The 17051-nt window shown below is 33.4% G+C and carries 20 protein-coding genes and 1 pseudogene; 7 read left to right on the plus strand and 14 right to left on the minus strand.

Features of this window, described 5'->3' with window-relative positions:
- Window positions 1–172 precede the first annotated feature (172 nt).
- On the plus strand, window positions 173–307 hold the full coding sequence (locus ACQH2P_RS03165; protein WP_425362969.1) for a hypothetical protein: 135 nt from the start codon (window positions 173–175) through the stop codon (window positions 305–307).
- On the opposite strand, the gene ACQH2P_RS03170 is transcribed toward ACQH2P_RS03165, so the two are convergent.
- Complete coding sequence (locus ACQH2P_RS03170) at window positions 272–814, minus strand: glycoside hydrolase family protein (RefSeq protein ID WP_425362970.1); 543 nt, start codon at window positions 812–814, stop codon at window positions 272–274. The two genes, ACQH2P_RS03165 and ACQH2P_RS03170, sit on opposite strands and share 36 nt — an antisense overlap.
- Before the next feature lie 281 nt (window positions 815–1095).
- Between ACQH2P_RS03170 and truB the strand changes: the two genes are divergently transcribed.
- The 3 genes from truB to pnp all read left to right on the plus strand — a co-directional run bounded on the left by truB (window position 1096) and on the right by pnp (window position 4837).
- On the plus strand, window positions 1096–2238 hold the full coding sequence (truB, locus tag ACQH2P_RS03175; protein ID WP_425362971.1) for a tRNA pseudouridine(55) synthase TruB: 1143 nt from the start codon (window positions 1096–1098) through the stop codon (window positions 2236–2238).
- A 20-nt stretch (window positions 2239–2258) separates the two neighbouring features.
- Window positions 2259–2528: a 30S ribosomal protein S15 gene (gene rpsO / locus ACQH2P_RS03180; protein ID WP_250311643.1), complete on the plus strand. Its 270-nt coding sequence runs from the start codon at window positions 2259–2261 to the stop codon at window positions 2526–2528.
- Between the two features lie 65 nt (window positions 2529–2593).
- Window positions 2594–4837, plus strand: coding sequence for a polyribonucleotide nucleotidyltransferase (gene pnp, locus ACQH2P_RS03185; protein ID WP_425362972.1), 2244 nt, complete (start codon window positions 2594–2596; stop codon window positions 4835–4837).
- Between the two features lie 94 nt (window positions 4838–4931).
- Here pnp and ACQH2P_RS03190 read toward each other — a convergent pair whose 3' ends face one another.
- The gene (locus tag ACQH2P_RS03190) at window positions 4932–5087 is read right to left on the minus strand and encodes a hypothetical protein (RefSeq protein WP_425362973.1); all 156 of its coding nucleotides are present in this window, start codon (window positions 5085–5087) and stop codon (window positions 4932–4934) included.
- Window positions 5087–5413 carry a hypothetical protein gene (locus ACQH2P_RS03195; RefSeq protein ID WP_425362974.1) on the minus strand — a complete coding sequence of 109 codons (327 nt, stop codon included), beginning with the start codon at window positions 5411–5413 and terminating at the stop codon, window positions 5087–5089. The genes ACQH2P_RS03190 and ACQH2P_RS03195 overlap by 1 nt, the downstream gene beginning before the upstream one ends.
- A 206-nt stretch (window positions 5414–5619) precedes the next feature.
- Here ACQH2P_RS03195 and ACQH2P_RS03200 point away from each other — a divergent pair, with 206 nt between their 5' ends.
- Together ACQH2P_RS03200 and ACQH2P_RS03205 are read left to right on the plus strand one after the other, a co-directional pair.
- A complete protein-coding gene (locus tag ACQH2P_RS03200; RefSeq protein WP_425362975.1) occupies window positions 5620–5898 on the plus strand; it encodes a type II toxin-antitoxin system RelE/ParE family toxin in 279 nt (92 codons plus the stop codon).
- A 12-nt stretch (window positions 5899–5910) separates the two neighbouring features.
- Window positions 5911–6201 (plus strand): HigA family addiction module antitoxin, encoded by a 291-nt coding sequence (locus ACQH2P_RS03205; RefSeq protein WP_425362976.1) that lies wholly within the window; start codon window positions 5911–5913, stop codon window positions 6199–6201.
- Here the strand turns inward: ACQH2P_RS03205 and ACQH2P_RS03210 are convergent.
- The 5 genes and pseudogenes from ACQH2P_RS03210 to ACQH2P_RS03230 all read right to left on the minus strand — a co-directional run bounded on the left by ACQH2P_RS03210 (window position 6181) and on the right by ACQH2P_RS03230 (window position 10597).
- A complete protein-coding gene (locus tag ACQH2P_RS03210; RefSeq protein WP_425362977.1) occupies window positions 6181–6339 on the minus strand; it encodes a hypothetical protein in 159 nt (52 codons plus the stop codon). The two genes, ACQH2P_RS03205 and ACQH2P_RS03210, sit on opposite strands and share 21 nt — an antisense overlap.
- A 331-nt stretch (window positions 6340–6670) precedes the next feature.
- The gene (locus ACQH2P_RS03215) at window positions 6671–7156 is read right to left on the minus strand and encodes a DUF3576 domain-containing protein (protein WP_425364091.1); all 486 of its coding nucleotides are present in this window, start codon (window positions 7154–7156) and stop codon (window positions 6671–6673) included.
- Window positions 7157–7676: 520 nt separating this feature from the next.
- Window positions 7677–7802: a hypothetical protein gene (locus tag ACQH2P_RS03220; protein WP_425362978.1), complete on the minus strand. Its 126-nt coding sequence runs from the start codon at window positions 7800–7802 to the stop codon at window positions 7677–7679.
- 67 nt (window positions 7803–7869) lie between these two features.
- On the minus strand, window positions 7870–9030 hold the full coding sequence (lpxB, locus tag ACQH2P_RS03225) for a lipid-A-disaccharide synthase (RefSeq protein ID WP_425362979.1): 1161 nt from the start codon (window positions 9028–9030) through the stop codon (window positions 7870–7872).
- Window positions 9023–10597: pseudogene (locus tag ACQH2P_RS03230) on the minus strand (phosphoethanolamine transferase). Before ACQH2P_RS03230 ends, lpxB begins: the two are co-directional and overlap by 8 nt.
- A 39-nt stretch (window positions 10598–10636) precedes the next feature.
- On the opposite strand from ACQH2P_RS03230, the gene ruvX reads away from it, so the two are divergent.
- On the plus strand, window positions 10637–11104 hold the full coding sequence (gene ruvX / locus ACQH2P_RS03235) for a Holliday junction resolvase RuvX (RefSeq protein ID WP_425362980.1): 468 nt from the start codon (window positions 10637–10639) through the stop codon (window positions 11102–11104).
- 26 nt (window positions 11105–11130) lie between these two features.
- On the opposite strand, the gene ACQH2P_RS03240 is transcribed toward ruvX, so the two are convergent.
- The 6 genes from ACQH2P_RS03240 to ACQH2P_RS03265 form a co-directional block, all read right to left on the minus strand.
- Window positions 11131–11544, minus strand: a complete 414-nt coding sequence (locus ACQH2P_RS03240; RefSeq protein ID WP_425362981.1) for a nucleoside triphosphate pyrophosphohydrolase — start codon at window positions 11542–11544, stop codon at window positions 11131–11133.
- 263 nt (window positions 11545–11807) lie between these two features.
- The gene (locus ACQH2P_RS03245; RefSeq protein WP_425362982.1) at window positions 11808–12038 is read right to left on the minus strand and encodes a hypothetical protein; all 231 of its coding nucleotides are present in this window, start codon (window positions 12036–12038) and stop codon (window positions 11808–11810) included.
- On the minus strand, window positions 12019–12855 hold the full coding sequence (rsmA, locus tag ACQH2P_RS03250) for a 16S rRNA (adenine(1518)-N(6)/adenine(1519)-N(6))-dimethyltransferase RsmA (RefSeq protein ID WP_425364092.1): 837 nt from the start codon (window positions 12853–12855) through the stop codon (window positions 12019–12021). The genes ACQH2P_RS03245 and rsmA overlap by 20 nt, the downstream gene beginning before the upstream one ends.
- An 11-nt stretch (window positions 12856–12866) precedes the next feature.
- Window positions 12867–13754, minus strand: coding sequence for a SurA N-terminal domain-containing protein (locus ACQH2P_RS03255; protein ID WP_425364093.1), 888 nt, complete (start codon window positions 13752–13754; stop codon window positions 12867–12869).
- A 25-nt stretch (window positions 13755–13779) separates the two neighbouring features.
- Complete coding sequence (locus tag ACQH2P_RS03260) at window positions 13780–15927, minus strand: LPS-assembly protein LptD (protein ID WP_425362983.1); 2148 nt, start codon at window positions 15925–15927, stop codon at window positions 13780–13782.
- Window positions 15928–16189: 262 nt separating this feature from the next.
- Window positions 16190–16939, minus strand: coding sequence for a hypothetical protein (locus ACQH2P_RS03265; protein WP_425362984.1), 750 nt, complete (start codon window positions 16937–16939; stop codon window positions 16190–16192).
- Between the last annotated feature and the right edge of the window lie 112 nt (window positions 16940–17051).

A 17051-nucleotide genomic window follows, 5' to 3' on the forward strand; every position in this document is an offset into this window, starting at 1 on the left:
CTATCATTTTTTTATCATCAATAGACTGGCTATTAATGATAGCAAGAAAAAACAATATTAAAAGTGAAAAATAAATCTTAGTTAATAAATATCACCGGAATCTTAATAAAGCTTAAACAGTCTGGGAGAAATTTCTTTGACATATTCGCTATAGTTATGCTCATAGGATTAGGTGATAAAGAACATAACGATTGTAAGTTGTCATTCCCGCGAAGGCGGGAATCTAGATACCTGCTTTCGCAGGTATGACACAAAGTTTATATCACCTAATTCAATAGGTTTCACTATAGTCAGCATGTTCTCGTGATATACCATCAGACATTTGTTGTTGCTCGTACTCTTTTATCGCATGCCCCCAGCCAATAGTTTTTAAACCAGCCGGGCAATAATATGGTTGCAATCTTAGTCCTTCAAAGCTCTTAATGATATATTCTGCTTTATCATTGCTATCAATATTTTGTAGCAATTTACTACAAGCTATTATATTTGTCTCATCAACTATTGCTGGATTTTTGTACGTTCCCATAGGCACATTAAATTCACCTTTGTTATTGACTCTATTGAATAGTAGGTGTTTTATTTGTTCTGAGATAACAAAAGCCTGCTTATATAAAGCTTCTTGGGTTCTGAATTGCAGTAATCGCGGATCACCAGCATTAAAGCTGGCTTGTAGTAGATTTTCAATGCCATCTATACTATGATGTAGCCTCTTCTTTTCATTACTCAACATTAGAACTAAATCTTCTTGCCTTTGCTTATATCTCTTCAAGGTCTCTGATTCAACTTGATATACATAATTAGCTGAAAGCTGCATCTTATCTCCATAATATGCTAATTTAAATGCGTCTTTTTACTTACATCTAGACCTATTATTTTACTCATGATATAATCTCCTTCATCTTATTGTGCAAGGCTGCTGCTTCCAGCACCTTCTGCAATTTGTTTAAAGCAAACCTTGTAAGAAGGTACTTATTCTGTATACAACTATTTCACAGTCAAGAGCCTATCAAGTCACCCTCTTATAACTACTTATAACACTTTTTTAAGATATAAGAGCCTAGGAAACTGTCGGAGATAACTAATTAACTATAAGGAATGCTAATAATGTTTCATCATAATAATAGACTTTCTGCAAAAACCACTTATGTACAAGGATTTGAAGGCTCTCTATTGTCCAAATCACCAGCAGAAGTAGAGTTTTGTAGGAAATCTAATTATTGGCTTAATATCTATAAACCTAAAGGCATCAGCTCAGCAAAGCTTGTTGCTATAGTTAAGAGAAACCTTGCAGGAGCTAAAGTTGGTCATTGTGGAACCTTGGATGTTGAAGCAGAAGGTGTATTACCTTTAGCAATTGGTGAAGCAACAAAGTTAGTACGAATTCTGGTGGATGCAAGGAAAACTTACATTTTTACCGTACAGTTTGGTAAACAAACTGATACAGCAGATGCCTCGGGTAAAGTAATCGGCGTTACTGATCATACTCCTAATGAAGCCGATTGCCATAATATCTGTAAAAAATTCATAGGGACAATTAAACAACGCCCCCCTGCCTTTTCTGCTATAAAAGTTAACGGTATTAGATCTTATAAATTAGCACGAGAAAATTTGGCAGTAGAATTAACCCCTAGGAATATTGAAATATATAATCTAGAATGTGTTAATTTTAACCACCAAAATAATCAAGCTACTTATCAAGTAGAATGCTCTAAGGGAACGTATGTAAGGACTCTAGCAGAAGATATTGCTTTATCCTTGCAAAGTTTAGCATTTGTGTTAGAATTGCAGCGTACTAAGGTTGGAATATTTACAGCATGCAATGCTATTAAATTATCAGAACTTGATATACAAAGCCAAGGAACAAAGAAATTCCTTGAAGAAAAAAGTATAAAGATTGAAGCAGTACTGGACGACATCCTGGTACTTGATGCTACTACTGACCAAGCTAAAAAAATTATTTATGGTCAGAAATGCTATTTTGATTGTCTTGAAAGGATTAGACTTCCTGCAAAAGTCACTTATGCGCAAGGATTTGAAGGAAACCCGGAACGCAGAACCGCAACATACTCTAGTATACGTGAGGATTTGAGTACCGCATCATTGTCCAAATTACCAGCTGAAGTAGAGTTTTGCAGGAAGTCTATTGAATTAGTTTGGATTCGATATCAAGATTCTCTATTAGCAATTGGTAGCTTGAGTGAAAATTGCTTTAATTCTTTACGAGTATTTAACCTATAAAATAAACATGGAGATTACTGATGTCGGTTACAGCACAGCGTAAGCAACAATTAATTACAGAATATGCTACTAAAGAAAATGATACTGGTTCTAGTGAAGTGCAATGTGCAATTCTAACTGAAAGAATCAGCAATTTAACAGAGCATTTTAAAACTAATCACAAAGATTTTTCCTCAAGAAGAGGATTGTTAATGTTAGTTGGTCGTAGGCGTCGATTATTAGATTACATCAAGAAACAAAGTTTAAGCAGATATTTGTCGTTGATTAATAAATTAGGAATAAGAAAATAAAATAAAACCCGGCTAAAAAATCAAAGAATTAGCCGGGTTTTTTGTTAATTAAATAAGGAAAAAGAATGTTTGAAGAAATAACTAAAACGATAGAATTAGGTGGGAAAACACTTGAATTAACGACTGGTAAAATTGCTCGTCAAGCTGATGGAGCAGTTATGGTAAAAATGGGAGGGACTGTCTTATTATGCACTGCCGTAAGTGCCAAAGAAGCTAAAGAAGGGATAGGATTCTTTCCTCTCACTGTCCATTATAAAGAAATGGCGTTTGCTGCTGGTAAAATACCTGGGGGGTTTTTTAAAAGAGAAGGAAAAGGCTCAGAAAAAGAAGTACTTGTCTCACGCTTGATCGACCGACCAATTAGACCATTATTCCATCCCGCTTTTCTTAATGAAACCCAAGTAATTTGTACTGTTCTTTCATACGATCCTGAGTGTAATAGTGATATATTAGCAATTATCGGAGCATCAGCTGCATTAGCTTTATCTGCAGCACCCTACCAACATATAGTAGCAGCCAGTAGAGTTGGTTTGGTAGATGATAAATTCATCCTAAATCCTTCATTTAACCAGTTAAAAACTAGTAAACTGGACTTAGTAGTGGCAGGAACTGATACATCAGTTATGATGGTTGAGTCTGAAGCCGATTTATTATCCGAAGAACAAATGCTAGAAGCTATTGAATTTGGTCACAAATCATTGCAGCCTGTAATTGAGTTGATTAATGATTTAGTAAAAATTGCTGGGAAGCCTAAATTACAGCCTACCGAGTTATTTCCTACTAGCTTAAAAGAACAAATTAGCAGCATAGTGCAAGAAGATATTAAAAATGCTTTTGCTATAAAATTAAAACAAGAAAGACTATTAGCGGTAAAACAAATTCATGATACAATTAAGCGGCACTTTGCAGAAGATATTGCTAATAATAATCTCACTAACTCACAAATTGAATTCGCTCTTAAAGAAGTAGAATCAGAAATACTGCGTCAAGACGTATTAACGAAAAATATCCGTATAGATGGTAGAAAACCTGAAGATATAAGAAATATAGCTTGCGAAGTAGCGATACTGCCAAAAACACATGGCTCAAGCTTGTTTACTAGAGGAGAAACACAAAGTTTAGTAGTTACTACACTCGGTACTGGTCAAGATGAACAAATTGTTGATAGTTTAGATGGCGAATATAAAGAGCGTTTTATGCTTAACTATATTTTTCCCCCTTATTCAGTAGGAGAGGCCACCCCAGTAAGGGCTCCTGGTCGCAGAGAAATAGGTCATGGCAAACTAGCATGGAGAGCCATTAACCGCATGTTGCCAACTAAAGAACATTTTCCTTATTCCATTCGGGTAGTGTCAGAAATCACCGCCTGTAATGGTTCATCATCCATGGCTACTATTTGCGGTAGCTCAATGGCTCTTATGGATGCTGGAGTACCGATCAAAACTCCTATATCGGGTATTGCTATGGGTTTGATAAAAGAAGGCGATAAGTTTGTAATTTTATCTGATATTATTGGCGATGAAGATAATCTTGGAGATATGGATTTTAAAGTAGCTGGTGGCACGGAAGGCATAACCGCCCTACAAATGGATATTAAAATATCTGGCGTAACATTTGAAATAATGAAACATGCGTTAGCTCAAGCAAAGCTTGGTCGTGTTCATATTTTACAAGAAATGGATAAGGCTATTAATAAAACCAATAACAACATCAGCCAACACGCCCCTTGTATTCATAGCTTTAAAATTGATAAAGACAAAATTAGAGATGTTATCGGAGCTGGCGGTAAAGTAATCCGTGAAATTTGTGATACAACATCAGCTAAAATTGACATAAGTGATGATGGTAATGTAACTGTTTCTGCGGTAGGCAAAGAGAAGCTAGATATGGCAATCGCCAAGATTAAGTTAATTGCCATTGAGCCTGAAATTGGTAGCATATTCAATGGAACTGTTGTCAAAATATTAGACTCCGGAGCATTTATCAATTATTTAGGTAATCGTGATGGATTCATCCATATTAGTGAGATATCAAAAGAACGTATTGAGTCTGTATCTAGTGTTTTAAAACATGGTGATATAGTAAAAGTCAAACTTATTGGTTTTGACAATAAAGGCAAAGCTAAATTAACCATAAAAAATATTGATGCTACCATTACTCCAGACGTTATGACTAATCATAAATCTGAACATTATAAAGATAACACTGATAATAATAGTAATAAACGTGAGTCTGCTAAAAAATGGCAAAATAATAAACCATCTAGTGAAGATGAAACAGTAACTAAAGAACGTAAGTACTTTAATTAATTCATCTTACCCTACATTGTCATTCCCGCGTAGGCGGGAATCTAGCTCCCTCACAACTGTCGAAAGTTGGAAGGTAGAGAGGCTTTAGAGGTCATCATGGTAGTTTGAAAGTTGCGAAAAAATAACCAACGTCATTGCGAGGAGGCATGAGCCGACGAAGCAATCCATTTTTGGTTACTTTTATGGATTGCTTCGTCGACCTACGGTCTTCTCGCAATGACGTTGACCACATACGACTTTTAAAGCTCATTATCTAAAACCGCTTCCTCTTCTAACTTTCGACAGCTGTGGCACTCGAATCCTCACGTACATTAGAATACGCTGCGGTTCGAGACGAAGTGTCTCCTTCATACCCTTGCGTACAAGCGAGTTTCGAAGGAGGTCTATTATTTTTAATGTTCTACAACTTGCCTCAAATACAAAATATCTTTTTCTAATATGAACATATATGTTAAGTGCTATAGTGAAACCTATTGAATTAGGTGATACAAACTTTGTGTCATACCTGCGAAAGCAGGTATCTAGATTCCCGCCTTCGCGGGAATGACAACTTACGATCGTTATGTTCTTTATCACCTAATCCTATGAGCATAACTATATCATAAACTCATTGTTAATTTTATAATAAAAATTATAAAATTAACAACACAATTAGCTTTTCTTCTAATTATAGTTTTACGTAAAAACTGAACTCAATATAATCTTTAAAAAATGCCAGATAATTATCTTGATAACTATAACGTTATATGTTACACTTATAGTAAGGTAAGGTTATTTAGGATATGATCAAAACTTTCAGCCATAAAGGTCTAAACAATTTATTTAATAATGGCGATACTACAAGAATACAAAGTGATCATATAAAAAAACTTAGGCTGTTACTGGCTAACTTAAAGGCTGCAACTAAGATAGAAAACATGAATTTACCAGGACTCGGACTGCACAAGTTGCAGGGTAATATGAAAGACTTCTGGTCAGTTAAAATTAATGGTAATTGGCGTCTTATATTTCGTTTTAGTAATGGAGATGCACATGACGTTGATTATTTAGATTATCATTAAAGCGAGGTATATATGTTCAATCCCCCACACCCAGGTAGTATATTAAAAGAATTATATTTAGAACCTTTAAATTTAACTGTTACTGAGGCATCTCTATCGCTTGGAGTTACCCGTAAAACTTTATCCTTCCTGATCAACGAAAAATCTAGCATTAGCTCTTCTATGGCTATTCGTTTATCTGCAGCATTTCCAAACACAAACCCTGAATACTGGCTTAATCTTCAGCAACAGTACGATATTTGGAATGCCAAAAAAAATATTGATGTTTCCCATATTAAAATATTACTTCACATGTCTGCTTAAATTAAAAATAATGAACGTTTTTATAGTGAAACCTATTGAATTAGGTGATACAAACTTTGTGTCATACCTGCGAAAGCAGGTGTCTAGATTCCCGCCTTCGCGGGAATGACAACTTACAATCGTTATGTTCTTTATCACCTAATCCTATGAGCATAACTATATCTAATTATCTACCATATTACCATCAAAAAAATTAACGAGATTGTCAAATGATAATGTCAAATAATGTGAGCCGAAGGAAACTATAAAATCATTTAATTTGAGCTAGATATTTTTCGCGGTCAATTAAAGCGAGCCACATTGAATTTTGAAAGTCATTTAATTTGAGCCGGTTTTTACAATGAAAGCAAGCCAATACCATTTCGAAAGCGAGCCGCTACAGTTAGAGATAGGTTTTTTCTCTTAAATTGGCACATTATGTCGAATTACACTTTCACTACAAAATAAAAAATGTAGGGTAAGTGTGTCATTATTTTCTTTCTGTACTAATATATAATTCTCTAGCTTTTCGTAAAATTTTATCTTCTATGTTATTAGCTAGATCTAGCGTAGTGTAGTTATCTAGCCATTGACCATTTTTAAGTGTTTGTTCAAATATTCTTACTTGAATTGCCTCCGGACTAATAACGTTATCCTTTATAAAAATATTTATTTTAAATCGGAAATCTGTTTTTCCTTTTGGGCTATACCACTCAGTAATAATAACTCCACCTATTGAATCACTTGAAGCAAGAGGTACAAAATTTAAGGTTTCTATAGAAGCTTGCCATAAATATTTATTGATATTACCTAGTTCGGTTTTTGTAGACTCATTTTTGATTCTGCCTGGTCTAAATATCAAACCTTCTCCTCCAACTATCGAACCCATTTCCTCCATCTTTCTTTCTTGTTCGCTTTCTGGATATTTTGAATCTCTAGCAATTACCAAAGTTGGAAAAAATAATAAGCTTGACATTATGCCAGTAATGGTTCTTTTAAAATGTTCTTTCATAAATATTATATTTTTATAACTATTTGTTGTTTGTTTTATAGCTAACCCCATTAGCATTACTCCGTCATTGCGAAGACGACCGTAGAACGACGAAGCAAGCCTATTTTGTGTCATCCATGTAAACGCACACTAGTGTCCAGGTAAAAGCAGCCCGCCAGACAACGTCATTGCGAGGAGTCCATAAGGTCGACGAAGTAATTGTAAGTTGTTATTCCCGCGTAGGCGGGAATCTAGATCCCGCACTGAAGCAGGGATGACAAAAAACAGGATTGCTTCGTCGCCACTAAAGTGGCTCCTCACACACAATGACAAAAGGGCTAGCTATAAGAACCTAGACAGCTTATTGTCAGTGTACCATAGGAACCACGCGATGTAAAGACAGCCCTATATTCTTTAACAGCAATATAAATTATAACTCAAAACCAAGGTAGCACTAAGTGTTTATTATAGATTTTTTATAAAAAGATAAATAGCTTTGTTGTGGTCATGCTGATACAGTGAAACCTATTGAATTAGGTGATACAAACTTTGTGTCATACCTGCGAAAGCAGGTATCTAGATTCCCGCCTACGCGGGAATGACAACTTACAATAGTTATGTTCTTTATCACCTAATCCTATAGGCATAACTATAGCAGTCATAATGACAATTTAAAAGCTGTTGGAAAATAACCGGTGTCATTGCAATAAATCTTTTATAATATGAGCAGCCACATTTGAGGGAGAGTTAGATCCCTTACAACCTAATTCCATTAAGATTTTTTGGCTTTCTTTTACTTGTTCATCTGCTTTTTCTTTATCAACTAACAGTGATGTAAGCCTTGTTGCTATATTTGATTTAGTACAGTTAAATTGAATTAATTCTGGTAAAATCTCCTTATTAGCAATAATATTAATCAAAGAAATGTAAGGTATTTTTATTAATAATTTTATTAGAAAAAAACTTACGATATTTAATTTATAAGCAACAACCATTGGCGTGTTACAAGCAGCAATTTCTAAAGTATTAGTACCAGATTTTGCTAGAGCAAGGTCAGATGCAGCAAAAATCTTAAGTCTGTCACTTGAGAAATGGTAGCTAAATACTGCATCTGATAAAAATGATTCAATTAAAGATTGGTGGCTAGGATCAGCAAGGACAAATATCACTTGAAGATTGGAGAACTGCTTTGCTAGCAAATTAATTGCCTCTATAAAGATAGGTGCATGCCTTATTATTTCACCTTTGCGGCTACCGCAAGTGACACATAATAATTTTGCAAGAATAGGTATTTGTAATTCCCGTTTTAATTGTTGTTTATCTTTATCCTCATAAAAATACTGCTCTAATATTGGATGACCAATATATCGACAATCTAGCCCAACTTTTTGGAAATATGGTGGCTCGAATGGTAGTAAAGCCAACAAATAATCATAAATTTCGGCATATTTCATAGCCCGGGAAGGTTTATACGCCCAGACTGATGGGGCAACAATATGCATGGTCTTTAAGTTAGGTCTAATTTCTCGAACCTTCTTTACCACTCTATAAGTAAAGCCTGGTGAATCTATAGTAATTAATAAATCTGGATTATGCTGAATAATATCGTCAATAGTTTGTTTGATTAGCTTAGTGATCCTAAAAATATGTGGTATAATTTCGACGAAGCCCATAAGATTTATTTGACTAATCGGGAAAAGGCTATGCTGCAATCCCGCCTCTTGCATTTGGCTTCCCCCAACACCAACGAGTTCTAATTTCATTTCCTCCAATTTATAGATATTTTTTAGGTTTTGTATCAAACGCCCCCCTATAAAATCTCCTGATATTTCACCAGCAATTAGGTAAATTTTAGTCATATGACTTCTTAGCACATAGGCTTAAATTTTTTTCAATCACTGGCGAACGGATGCCAGCACAATCAAGAATCGAATGAAATACATAGTCATGACTAATTTCAGTACCTAAATGATTAGCTATAGAACTCACCAAGTCAGGATGTTTTTTTTTAAATTCATCCGATACCCAAACTAAAAAAGGTATTGTGGTTTGTTCTGGGATCATCGGTCCACCATGACCATAATAACCATGCTCTCCTAAAGATTAAGCGTGATCAGAAACATACATTAGAATGGCGTTACTATTTTTTAATAAATCTATCATGTTATACAAAAAAAAATCAGTATATAAAATAGTGTTATCGTAATCATTAACTAACTCTTCAAGATCACAAGTGCTTTGATCTACCATAATAGTGGAATTACACTTAGGAGTAAATTTTTCGAATTCTTGAGGATATCTAGCAGAATATTGCCAATGACTACCACTTGTATGAATAACTAAAAGACCTTTAGTAGTAGAATTTAAAATATTCTTAATATAAGGTAACATTTTTTCATCATGGTCATGCATTCTTAACAAAGCAGAGCCACCAGGTATTATGCTAAACTGAACCTCATCATAAATTGTAGATGGGTTTTTCCTTTTTAAAGATTGTCGCAAATTCTGAGTGCCAATCCAATTAGTATTAAAACCAAGGCTGGTAAAAATTGATATAAAACTTGTATCTTCTGTGATTTTGTCTAAATCACTAGCAGGATGGCGAGACATAAGAGATGGAACTGAAATACATGTATGATTAGATGAAGATTGTGCTTTAAATGAAAAAAGATTCTCAATATTACCTAAATATGGCGTAGTATCCCTGGAATAACCATTAATACCAAAATGATCAAATCGTGCTGCTTCTCCTATAACAAGTATGGCTATAATATTTTGATCAGATTGATCGGTAAAAGAAAATTTCTTACTTATATCCTCACGCATGCTATTTTTGTTGCTATTATTAGAGAAATATAAATATGTATTATGTAGATATTGAATAGGAAAATAACTATCTAGAACTTTAAACTGTGGTGTAATAATATTATTAACAGCAATTAAAAGACAAATTGCTGATAGTAATTTTGTGACAAATAGTTTACTATTTAAAGTGGCGAAGTGTTTCATTGTATAAACACAACTAAACAAACTAAAAACTAACCATATAATTAACCTGATGCTGACTATCTCGTATAGTTCATTCAAGTCGGTGGAGAAAAAACTACCCATCATTTCTTTTGTAGGAGAAATTTTAAAGAAATATAGGTAATAGCTGGCAACTGCCCCCGTTATAAATAAAAATATCGTCCCAATTATAAAAACAAGCCGATGGATAGTTAAACCAAAAAAAATGATAAAACAAGTAAAGTAAATATATATAAACTCTTTACTCAACTCCAATATCGCTTTCAAAAAAGTTACCTTGTAGTAACTGAATTTGTAACAAGAAACTACTGAATTAAAAAATATGAAATAAATAAGGGCAAAAACTAAAGATAGTTTTATTAATTTACTATCTATATGCTTTTGAATTAGCTCTGACATAATAAACACGTACTTTGTATAAATTGTAATTTAGGTATCATGATAATAGCAGCATTGCAAGAATTTTTTCAGCTTTTACAAGCTAATAGATCAATTATTGCTATAGATTATGGAATGCGGAAAACAGGCATTGCTATCTCAAATCAAGAACAGACCATCGCTATGCCGCTAAAAACTATTCATGAAACGATAGAAGAAAATAAGATTAAGTCAATATTAGATTTGGTCGCAACTTATTCCATCTGTGGTATAGTTATAGGTTTGCCTATTAGTATGAATGGTCAATCTAGTGAGCAAACTATAATTGTGCTAAAATTCAGCACAAAATTAAGCTTTGCAACAAATCTTCCTATATATCTACAAGATGAAAGACTTACTTCCCTTGCTGCCAATAACCTACTAAAATCATTAGGGGTCAGAAGACGAGAACGTAACCAAAAAGATGATTCAATTGCAGCAAGTATGATTTTAGAAACTACTTTAGATTCTATGAAAAAACTTCGATAGGATATGTAACGAATAAGTCAAAGAAATTATTTCATATCAGATAATTTTATTTCAGGATATTTTTCTGGTCTAGCTAAAAAATAACCAATATCTTTGTTATCAGAGTGCATTTCTATATAAGAGCCATAAATACGATTATCAAAACCACCATCTTGCTGCTTTTTAACAAGACGCTTTGCTTCAATTTGTTCCATCGACAAGTTGTGTTCTTTGCCTAATGCATAAATCACTTCCAGCAAATCAGCTAGCTCTTCAGAAACTTCATCTGGTGTTTTTGCATCAATCACTTCCTGTGCTTCTTCCAACAATTTATCTTTAAGACGCTGGATATATTCATCTCCTTTCATACTGCGTTCAAATACTAAAACACCACGAGAACGCATAATTCCTGGGACTAAATCACGAATTAGTTTATCAATTTTGAAACAATATTTTCTCATCATAATTTCCTATAATAGTAATTAGACTTCCTGCATAAGTCAAAAAAGCCCTCGGGATTTTTAGGAGAAACGAAGCCGAGTACCGCAGCGTACATAGACGTACGTGAGGAGCGGAGGCGAGTTTCGACGCCAAAATCACCAACTAGATTGACTTATTCAGGAAGTCTATTATATAGCTAACCCGAGAAGGTTTTAGTCGGATAACGTTTGTCATCCCCGCGTAGGCGGGGATCTAAGATCCCTGCCTTCGCAGGGATGACAAGTTAAACCTTGCAGGGGATGACACAAAATTGTAAGTTGCCATTCCCGCACCATTCTGTCATTCCCGTGTAAGGCGGGAATCTAGATACCTGCCTAGGGATGACAAAAAATTGCTTAGTCGGCTCACGCACTCCTCGCAATGACGTTGAAACCTTACAATTGTTTCGTAGTGCTTCGCTACTTCTCGCTAATAGACGGAGTAATTTAGTTGGGTTAGCTATATAGTGATTCATTTGAATATGATTTTGCTAAAGATAAATAATCTTGGGGGGATAAATTTTCAGCTCGAGAAGAATTATCAATCTTTAATTCTGCTAACAAATCTTCTATGCGTGACGTTAGTTTTTTCAGAGATGATTTAATCATTTTACGTCGTTCACCAAATGCTAGTCTAGTGATTAACTCAACTTTTTCAATTAATCCAGCTGTTAATGCATTATTGTTACAAGGCACAAGTTTAACTATAGCCGAGTGGACTTTTGGTGCAGGGTAGAAAGCTTGCGGATTAACGTCAAAGCATTTTTCAACTGAACAAAGTAACTGACATATTACTGATAATCTTCCGTAGGATTTTGTCCCAACTTTACCACATATTCGATCTACAACTTCCTTTTGCAGCATTAAAGTCATGCTATTTATTAATGGTAATTTTTTTAACCATTTTATGACTAACTCTGTACCTATTTGGTAAGGTAAATTTGAAATAATAGTCATTTTGTTATGATTTAAGGTTGATAGATCAAATTTAACAGCATCCGAATGAATAATATGTAGATTAGGAGACAGTTCTCTTATTTCCGTAAGTAAAGGTATACATCTAACGTCAGTTTCAATGACAGTTAAAGATTTAGGGTTGCAGGAAAGGATAGCTCTAGTGAGTCCGGCTGTACCGGGACCAACTTCTAAGACAGAATCATGTTCCTTCAGTCCACTTACTCGAACTATTTTATCACACAGGCTACTATCAAAAATGAAATTCTGACCATATTTCCTAATAGGAGTAATACCATGTTTGCTAGCATGCTTTGCAATTGAAGGTAAGGTACTCAAATTATTTGAGATCACAAAGGAAGCATTATTTTAATATATGCTTTCTTACGCATATCATCAAAGTATTTTTGTGCTTTTTGTGACATTCTCTTATTAGTTAACAGATTTACTACGTAATTATTTTCATCGCTAGTAACATTAATCATCTGCTTGTTACACATTAAGATTAATTTAAATCCATCTTGCATCTCGAAAACACTGCTTCTTTCTCCTGTATTTAAATCTTTGATAATTGTTTGCAGCGTAGAATCTAGAGTACTTAGATTTTGATTAATTACCTCTAATGTAGCAAAATCTTGGTATAAGGATTCTTTGATATCAGAACAATTTTTAAGACGTTTTTGTAAATCACACATCTTATGCAAAGCTTTGTCATCTTTATCTTTTGAAGTAAAAATCTGTGCTGATATTTCTGCATCTTTTGAATCTGTCGCTAATATTATATCATTAACTTCTTTTGCACTAATAGCAACTGATCTAGAAATACTAGATAAAATGTTCATTTTGATAATTTCGGCACCTATTTGAAATTTAAAATTATTTATATCTACAGATTTACTCTTCAAAAACTTTATTAAATGCCCTTTTTCCATTTTATTACGTTGCTCGATGGTTTCTATAGAGTCATTTATTTCACTATCAGAACTTTTTTTACCGTTTGCTGATTGATAAAGTAATACATCATCAATCATGCTGTTAATTGCCATCTTATCAAGCTGTTTGTTTGTTTTAGGATCAGGATTAGGAATATTATTAAGTGCCATGATCATATGTTTTCTAGCTAGAAATTCATGTAAGGTAATTGGCTCATTATTAACTAATGCAACTATGTTGGATAATTCTGCTTTCGCTATAGTTATGTTAAAGATGATGGTAACTAAACAAAATAACTTCTTCATATTTAACTTCTTCATAATTTTAGGCTCACATATTTAATATTTTTAGACCTACAGAAATAGTAGGGACAGCAAAAATCTTTTTTATCCCCCTACTACTATCTCCCATATAATTGTCTGAAAGTTTTCCTGCTATTTTAACACAATCGTTCAAGTATGTCACCTGGATACTCTTAGAAAGAACATTTATTTTGTTTTTTAACCAATCTATTCTCATATCATAGGCAACTGACCAATTTTCTGTCAATTGATAAGTAAAGTTATAGTAAAGTTGTCTTACTTTATTATCAATTAATTCATTTGTAGAATAATATTTCTGTACGTTAGAAATTTGAACCAATCCAACAGTTAACTGAACTGTCTTAGAGTTAAGGGTGCCACCTAATTCATCTCTAATGGGGCTAAAATTCTTACTTTTTCTAAATCTATAGAACAGCTCCATTTTATCAGAAAAGCTACTGGAAATTCTGCCAACATTTTCAATATTATCAATAGATTTGTTATTAATAAGATTATTATTGTAGGTTTGTCCTAGGAATAAACTTGAATAATTTTGCTCTGAAAGTATAGAAGAACTAATTCCATAACTTAATCTATTGTCAAATTCATGGCGATCTATACCACTATAGCGATTGGAACTAAATATATTATTTTCCGATAGTTCATATTTCGATGGATCAATAAAGGAAAATTTCTTATTAGAATTATGTTTGCGTCCAATAGTTGCCGATATAATTGGTTCGACAAATAGGCTAGCTTTATCAAAGATTGATCCAGCTAATGGATAACGCCAAGTATTTTGAATTTCTGGTATATTCCTCGCAAGAACCTTGCTCTGCCTAGAATTATTTGAATATAGGTGATTAATAAAATATATGTCTGATCTATTCCGTAAGGTAATATTAAATAAATGACCAGATGAAGTTAAGAAATTATTATCCACTGCAAGTTGTAATGCAACTTGCCCTAGTTTTCTGCCGTTTCTTTCTTTATAGATTAATGCATTATTCTCAATAACTATGTTAGTAGTTTCATCGTCATTTAAGGGTATAACATTCTTAGTTCTAACTTTGGGGAAAATTAATGGACTGGTGTTACTAGAATCATTTGTTCCTAGTCCTTCAAAATACATCCCTTCCATTAATAAGTAATTGTAATTATTGACATGTTCTAAATATAACTTAGAGGTCAAATATGAAGTATAATTATTATAATAGTTTTTTAAGTAGGCTTTATCAGAAGTACGTTGCAACCTAAATCCGTATCGATAATCGTTTGTGGTGAAATTACCATTGCTTAATAGATAATATGAGTTTACCTTAGTATTTTTTATCGTTATATCACCATTCTTTAAGGAATACGGCACTTTACCATAGTTAGCATCTAAAGATATATAATCACTTTCATTTGGTTTGTAACGAGTTTCTAGTTCAAAAATCGTATATTTTCCCCAAAAAACCCTAGGGGTTAGAGTAAAATCTAGATTAGGTTTAGCTCTATAATATAGTGGTATCCCTAAAGCACTATCTTGCATTCCAGGTGTCAACATTCCCGATTTTGCAGGAGCCTTAGGTGTTGGATGAGAAAAATAGGGAGTATAGAAGATTGGGATACCATATACCTCGAAAAATAGATGCTTATAAACCATTTTGTTCTTATGTAAATCTATCTCTGTATTCTTTGCAGAAATTTGCCAAATAGGTTTTTGGTTGCATAGTATTTTACATGGGGTAAAGGTACTATTATGCAACCGAAAAACATCTTCATTTACTCTTTCAGCTAATTTTGACGTTAAAAGCGTATTATCACCAAAATATAAAACAAAGTCTGAAATTATTCCTGCCTTTAGCTTATCTTTTAATATGACGAATTCTCCTAAAATAACTTTATTTTGAACTCTATTTTGCTGTTCTGTAATTCTAACATTTCCCTCAGCCCAGAGCTGATCTTGTCTTATATCATAAATCAAGGAATTAGCCGTTAGAAAATAATTATCTAATATGATTTGAACATTACCTTTAGCATAAATAAATTGTTCCTTTTGGCTATATTCAATATAATCTGTGGACAAAAAGCTAAACTGCTTGTTTATTCCCTGCTTATCAGCTTGTGCCAAACTACAAATCGGTAACAAAATAATAATTTTAATAATCAATAAATTGCAGAAAATTCGCATTTAGGATAATTTTTGAAGTATAGATAGTATATATATCATGTATACATCAAATTTGATATATTTATATAGCTAACCAGGGTTAGTATTCACCCATTTGCTTCAACGAAAAAGTTGCCATTCTTAGCAACGGCGGGAATCTAGATACCTGCTTTCGCAAGGTTAACACAAAACAGGATTGCTTCGTCGACCTACGGTCTTTCTCGCAATGACGTCAGTTGTATGGCTAAAACCTTTTTGGTTAGCTATATTTATGCTAGTTCATTTAAGCTAAATCATCGTCACCTAAATTACTAGAACCAGTTGTAGGTACTTGAATATTACTATCCAGAGTTTGTGATTGCTCGGATATATTATATGACACTGTTTCCATTGTGAATGTTTCATAGCTAACATCAACAGTAGATTGCTGTTCTTCAGTAAGATATGTACCGTCCTGACTATTGATAATTTTTTCCAAAGTCGTTCGGTTATAAGGAGACTTTAACAATTCCCAATAACGAATAACAATATTAGATAGTGTATCTCCAATTGGAGATTTGAGATCTGATATTTTGTCATGGCAAAATACAGGTGCTGTTGACTGTAAGGAGGTCATATTATTTTTTATCGCTTCCAAGATGGTGAATGTACCAGAAGCAATTTTATCTGCTTCTGACAAATTTAAAATCTTAATTCTCAGTGCATCAAAAGCTGATGTGAACTTGTCCATATCAGGTTTAGTGTGTTTGTCTAAATAGATATACGCGTTGTGTTTTGGCTCCTCATGGTAGATGGTAGGGTCAGAAAGAATTTGACTCTGTTTTTGCTGTTTTATGATAAGCAGATAATCATCACAAAAATACTTAGCCAATTCTAATAGGCTCAATTCTTTGATTTCTTCTACTGACTTTCCCTCAAGTTTTGCTCGGGAGCTTTCTAAAGAGGCTAAAAATTCTTCATATTTTTTTTTGTGTTGTTCTTCTGTTATTTCTTCACTTGTAGAGGTAGCATTATCTTCTTGGCTCTTAAACATAGTTACTCTCCATTTTAAAATTTATAATATGATATTAATTCAATTTTATAGTAATAGTGAAGTAAAGTTTAGTTACCAATTTTGTTACTGTCAATGGGATTTTTTTGTTGAT

The organism is Candidatus Tisiphia endosymbiont of Hybos culiciformis (genome assembly GCF_964030975.1).
Lineage (GTDB): Bacteria > Pseudomonadota > Alphaproteobacteria > Rickettsiales > Rickettsiaceae > Tisiphia.

Bases quoted from the DNA above. Each gene is read 5' to 3' on its own strand.
- ACQH2P_RS03245 (WP_425362982.1), bottom strand. From the start codon at position 12,038: ATGAATCACTATATAGCTAACCCAACTAAATTACTCCGTCTATTAGCG.
- ACQH2P_RS03200 (WP_425362975.1), top strand. From the start codon at position 5,620: ATGATCAAAACTTTCAGCCATAAAGGTCTAAACAATTTATTTAATAAT.
- ACQH2P_RS03170 (WP_425362970.1), bottom strand. From the start codon at position 814: ATGCAGCTTTCAGCTAATTATGTATATCAAGTTGAATCAGAGACCTTG.
- ACQH2P_RS03255 (WP_425364093.1), bottom strand. From the start codon at position 13,754: ATGAAGAAGTTATTTTGTTTAGTTACCATCATCTTTAACATAACTATA.
- ACQH2P_RS03190 (WP_425362973.1), bottom strand. From the start codon at position 5,087: ATGAGCTTTAAAAGTCGTATGTGGTCAACGTCATTGCGAGAAGACCGT.
- ACQH2P_RS03265 (WP_425362984.1), bottom strand. From the start codon at position 16,939: ATGTTTAAGAGCCAAGAAGATAATGCTACCTCTACAAGTGAAGAAATA.
- lpxB (WP_425362979.1), bottom strand. From the start codon at position 9,030: ATGACTAAAATTTACCTAATTGCTGGTGAAATATCAGGAGATTTTATA.
- ACQH2P_RS03260 (WP_425362983.1), bottom strand. From the start codon at position 15,927: ATGCGAATTTTCTGCAATTTATTGATTATTAAAATTATTATTTTGTTA.
- truB (WP_425362971.1), top strand. From the start codon at position 1,096: ATGCTAATAATGTTTCATCATAATAATAGACTTTCTGCAAAAACCACT.
- ACQH2P_RS03240 (WP_425362981.1), bottom strand. From the start codon at position 11,544: ATGAGAAAATATTGTTTCAAAATTGATAAACTAATTCGTGATTTAGTC.
- ruvX (WP_425362980.1), top strand. From the start codon at position 10,637: ATGATAATAGCAGCATTGCAAGAATTTTTTCAGCTTTTACAAGCTAAT.
- ACQH2P_RS03205 (WP_425362976.1), top strand. From the start codon at position 5,911: ATGTTCAATCCCCCACACCCAGGTAGTATATTAAAAGAATTATATTTA.
- ACQH2P_RS03215 (WP_425364091.1), bottom strand. From the start codon at position 7,156: ATGTCAAGCTTATTATTTTTTCCAACTTTGGTAATTGCTAGAGATTCA.
- pnp (WP_425362972.1), top strand. From the start codon at position 2,594: ATGTTTGAAGAAATAACTAAAACGATAGAATTAGGTGGGAAAACACTT.
- rpsO (WP_250311643.1), top strand. From the start codon at position 2,259: ATGTCGGTTACAGCACAGCGTAAGCAACAATTAATTACAGAATATGCT.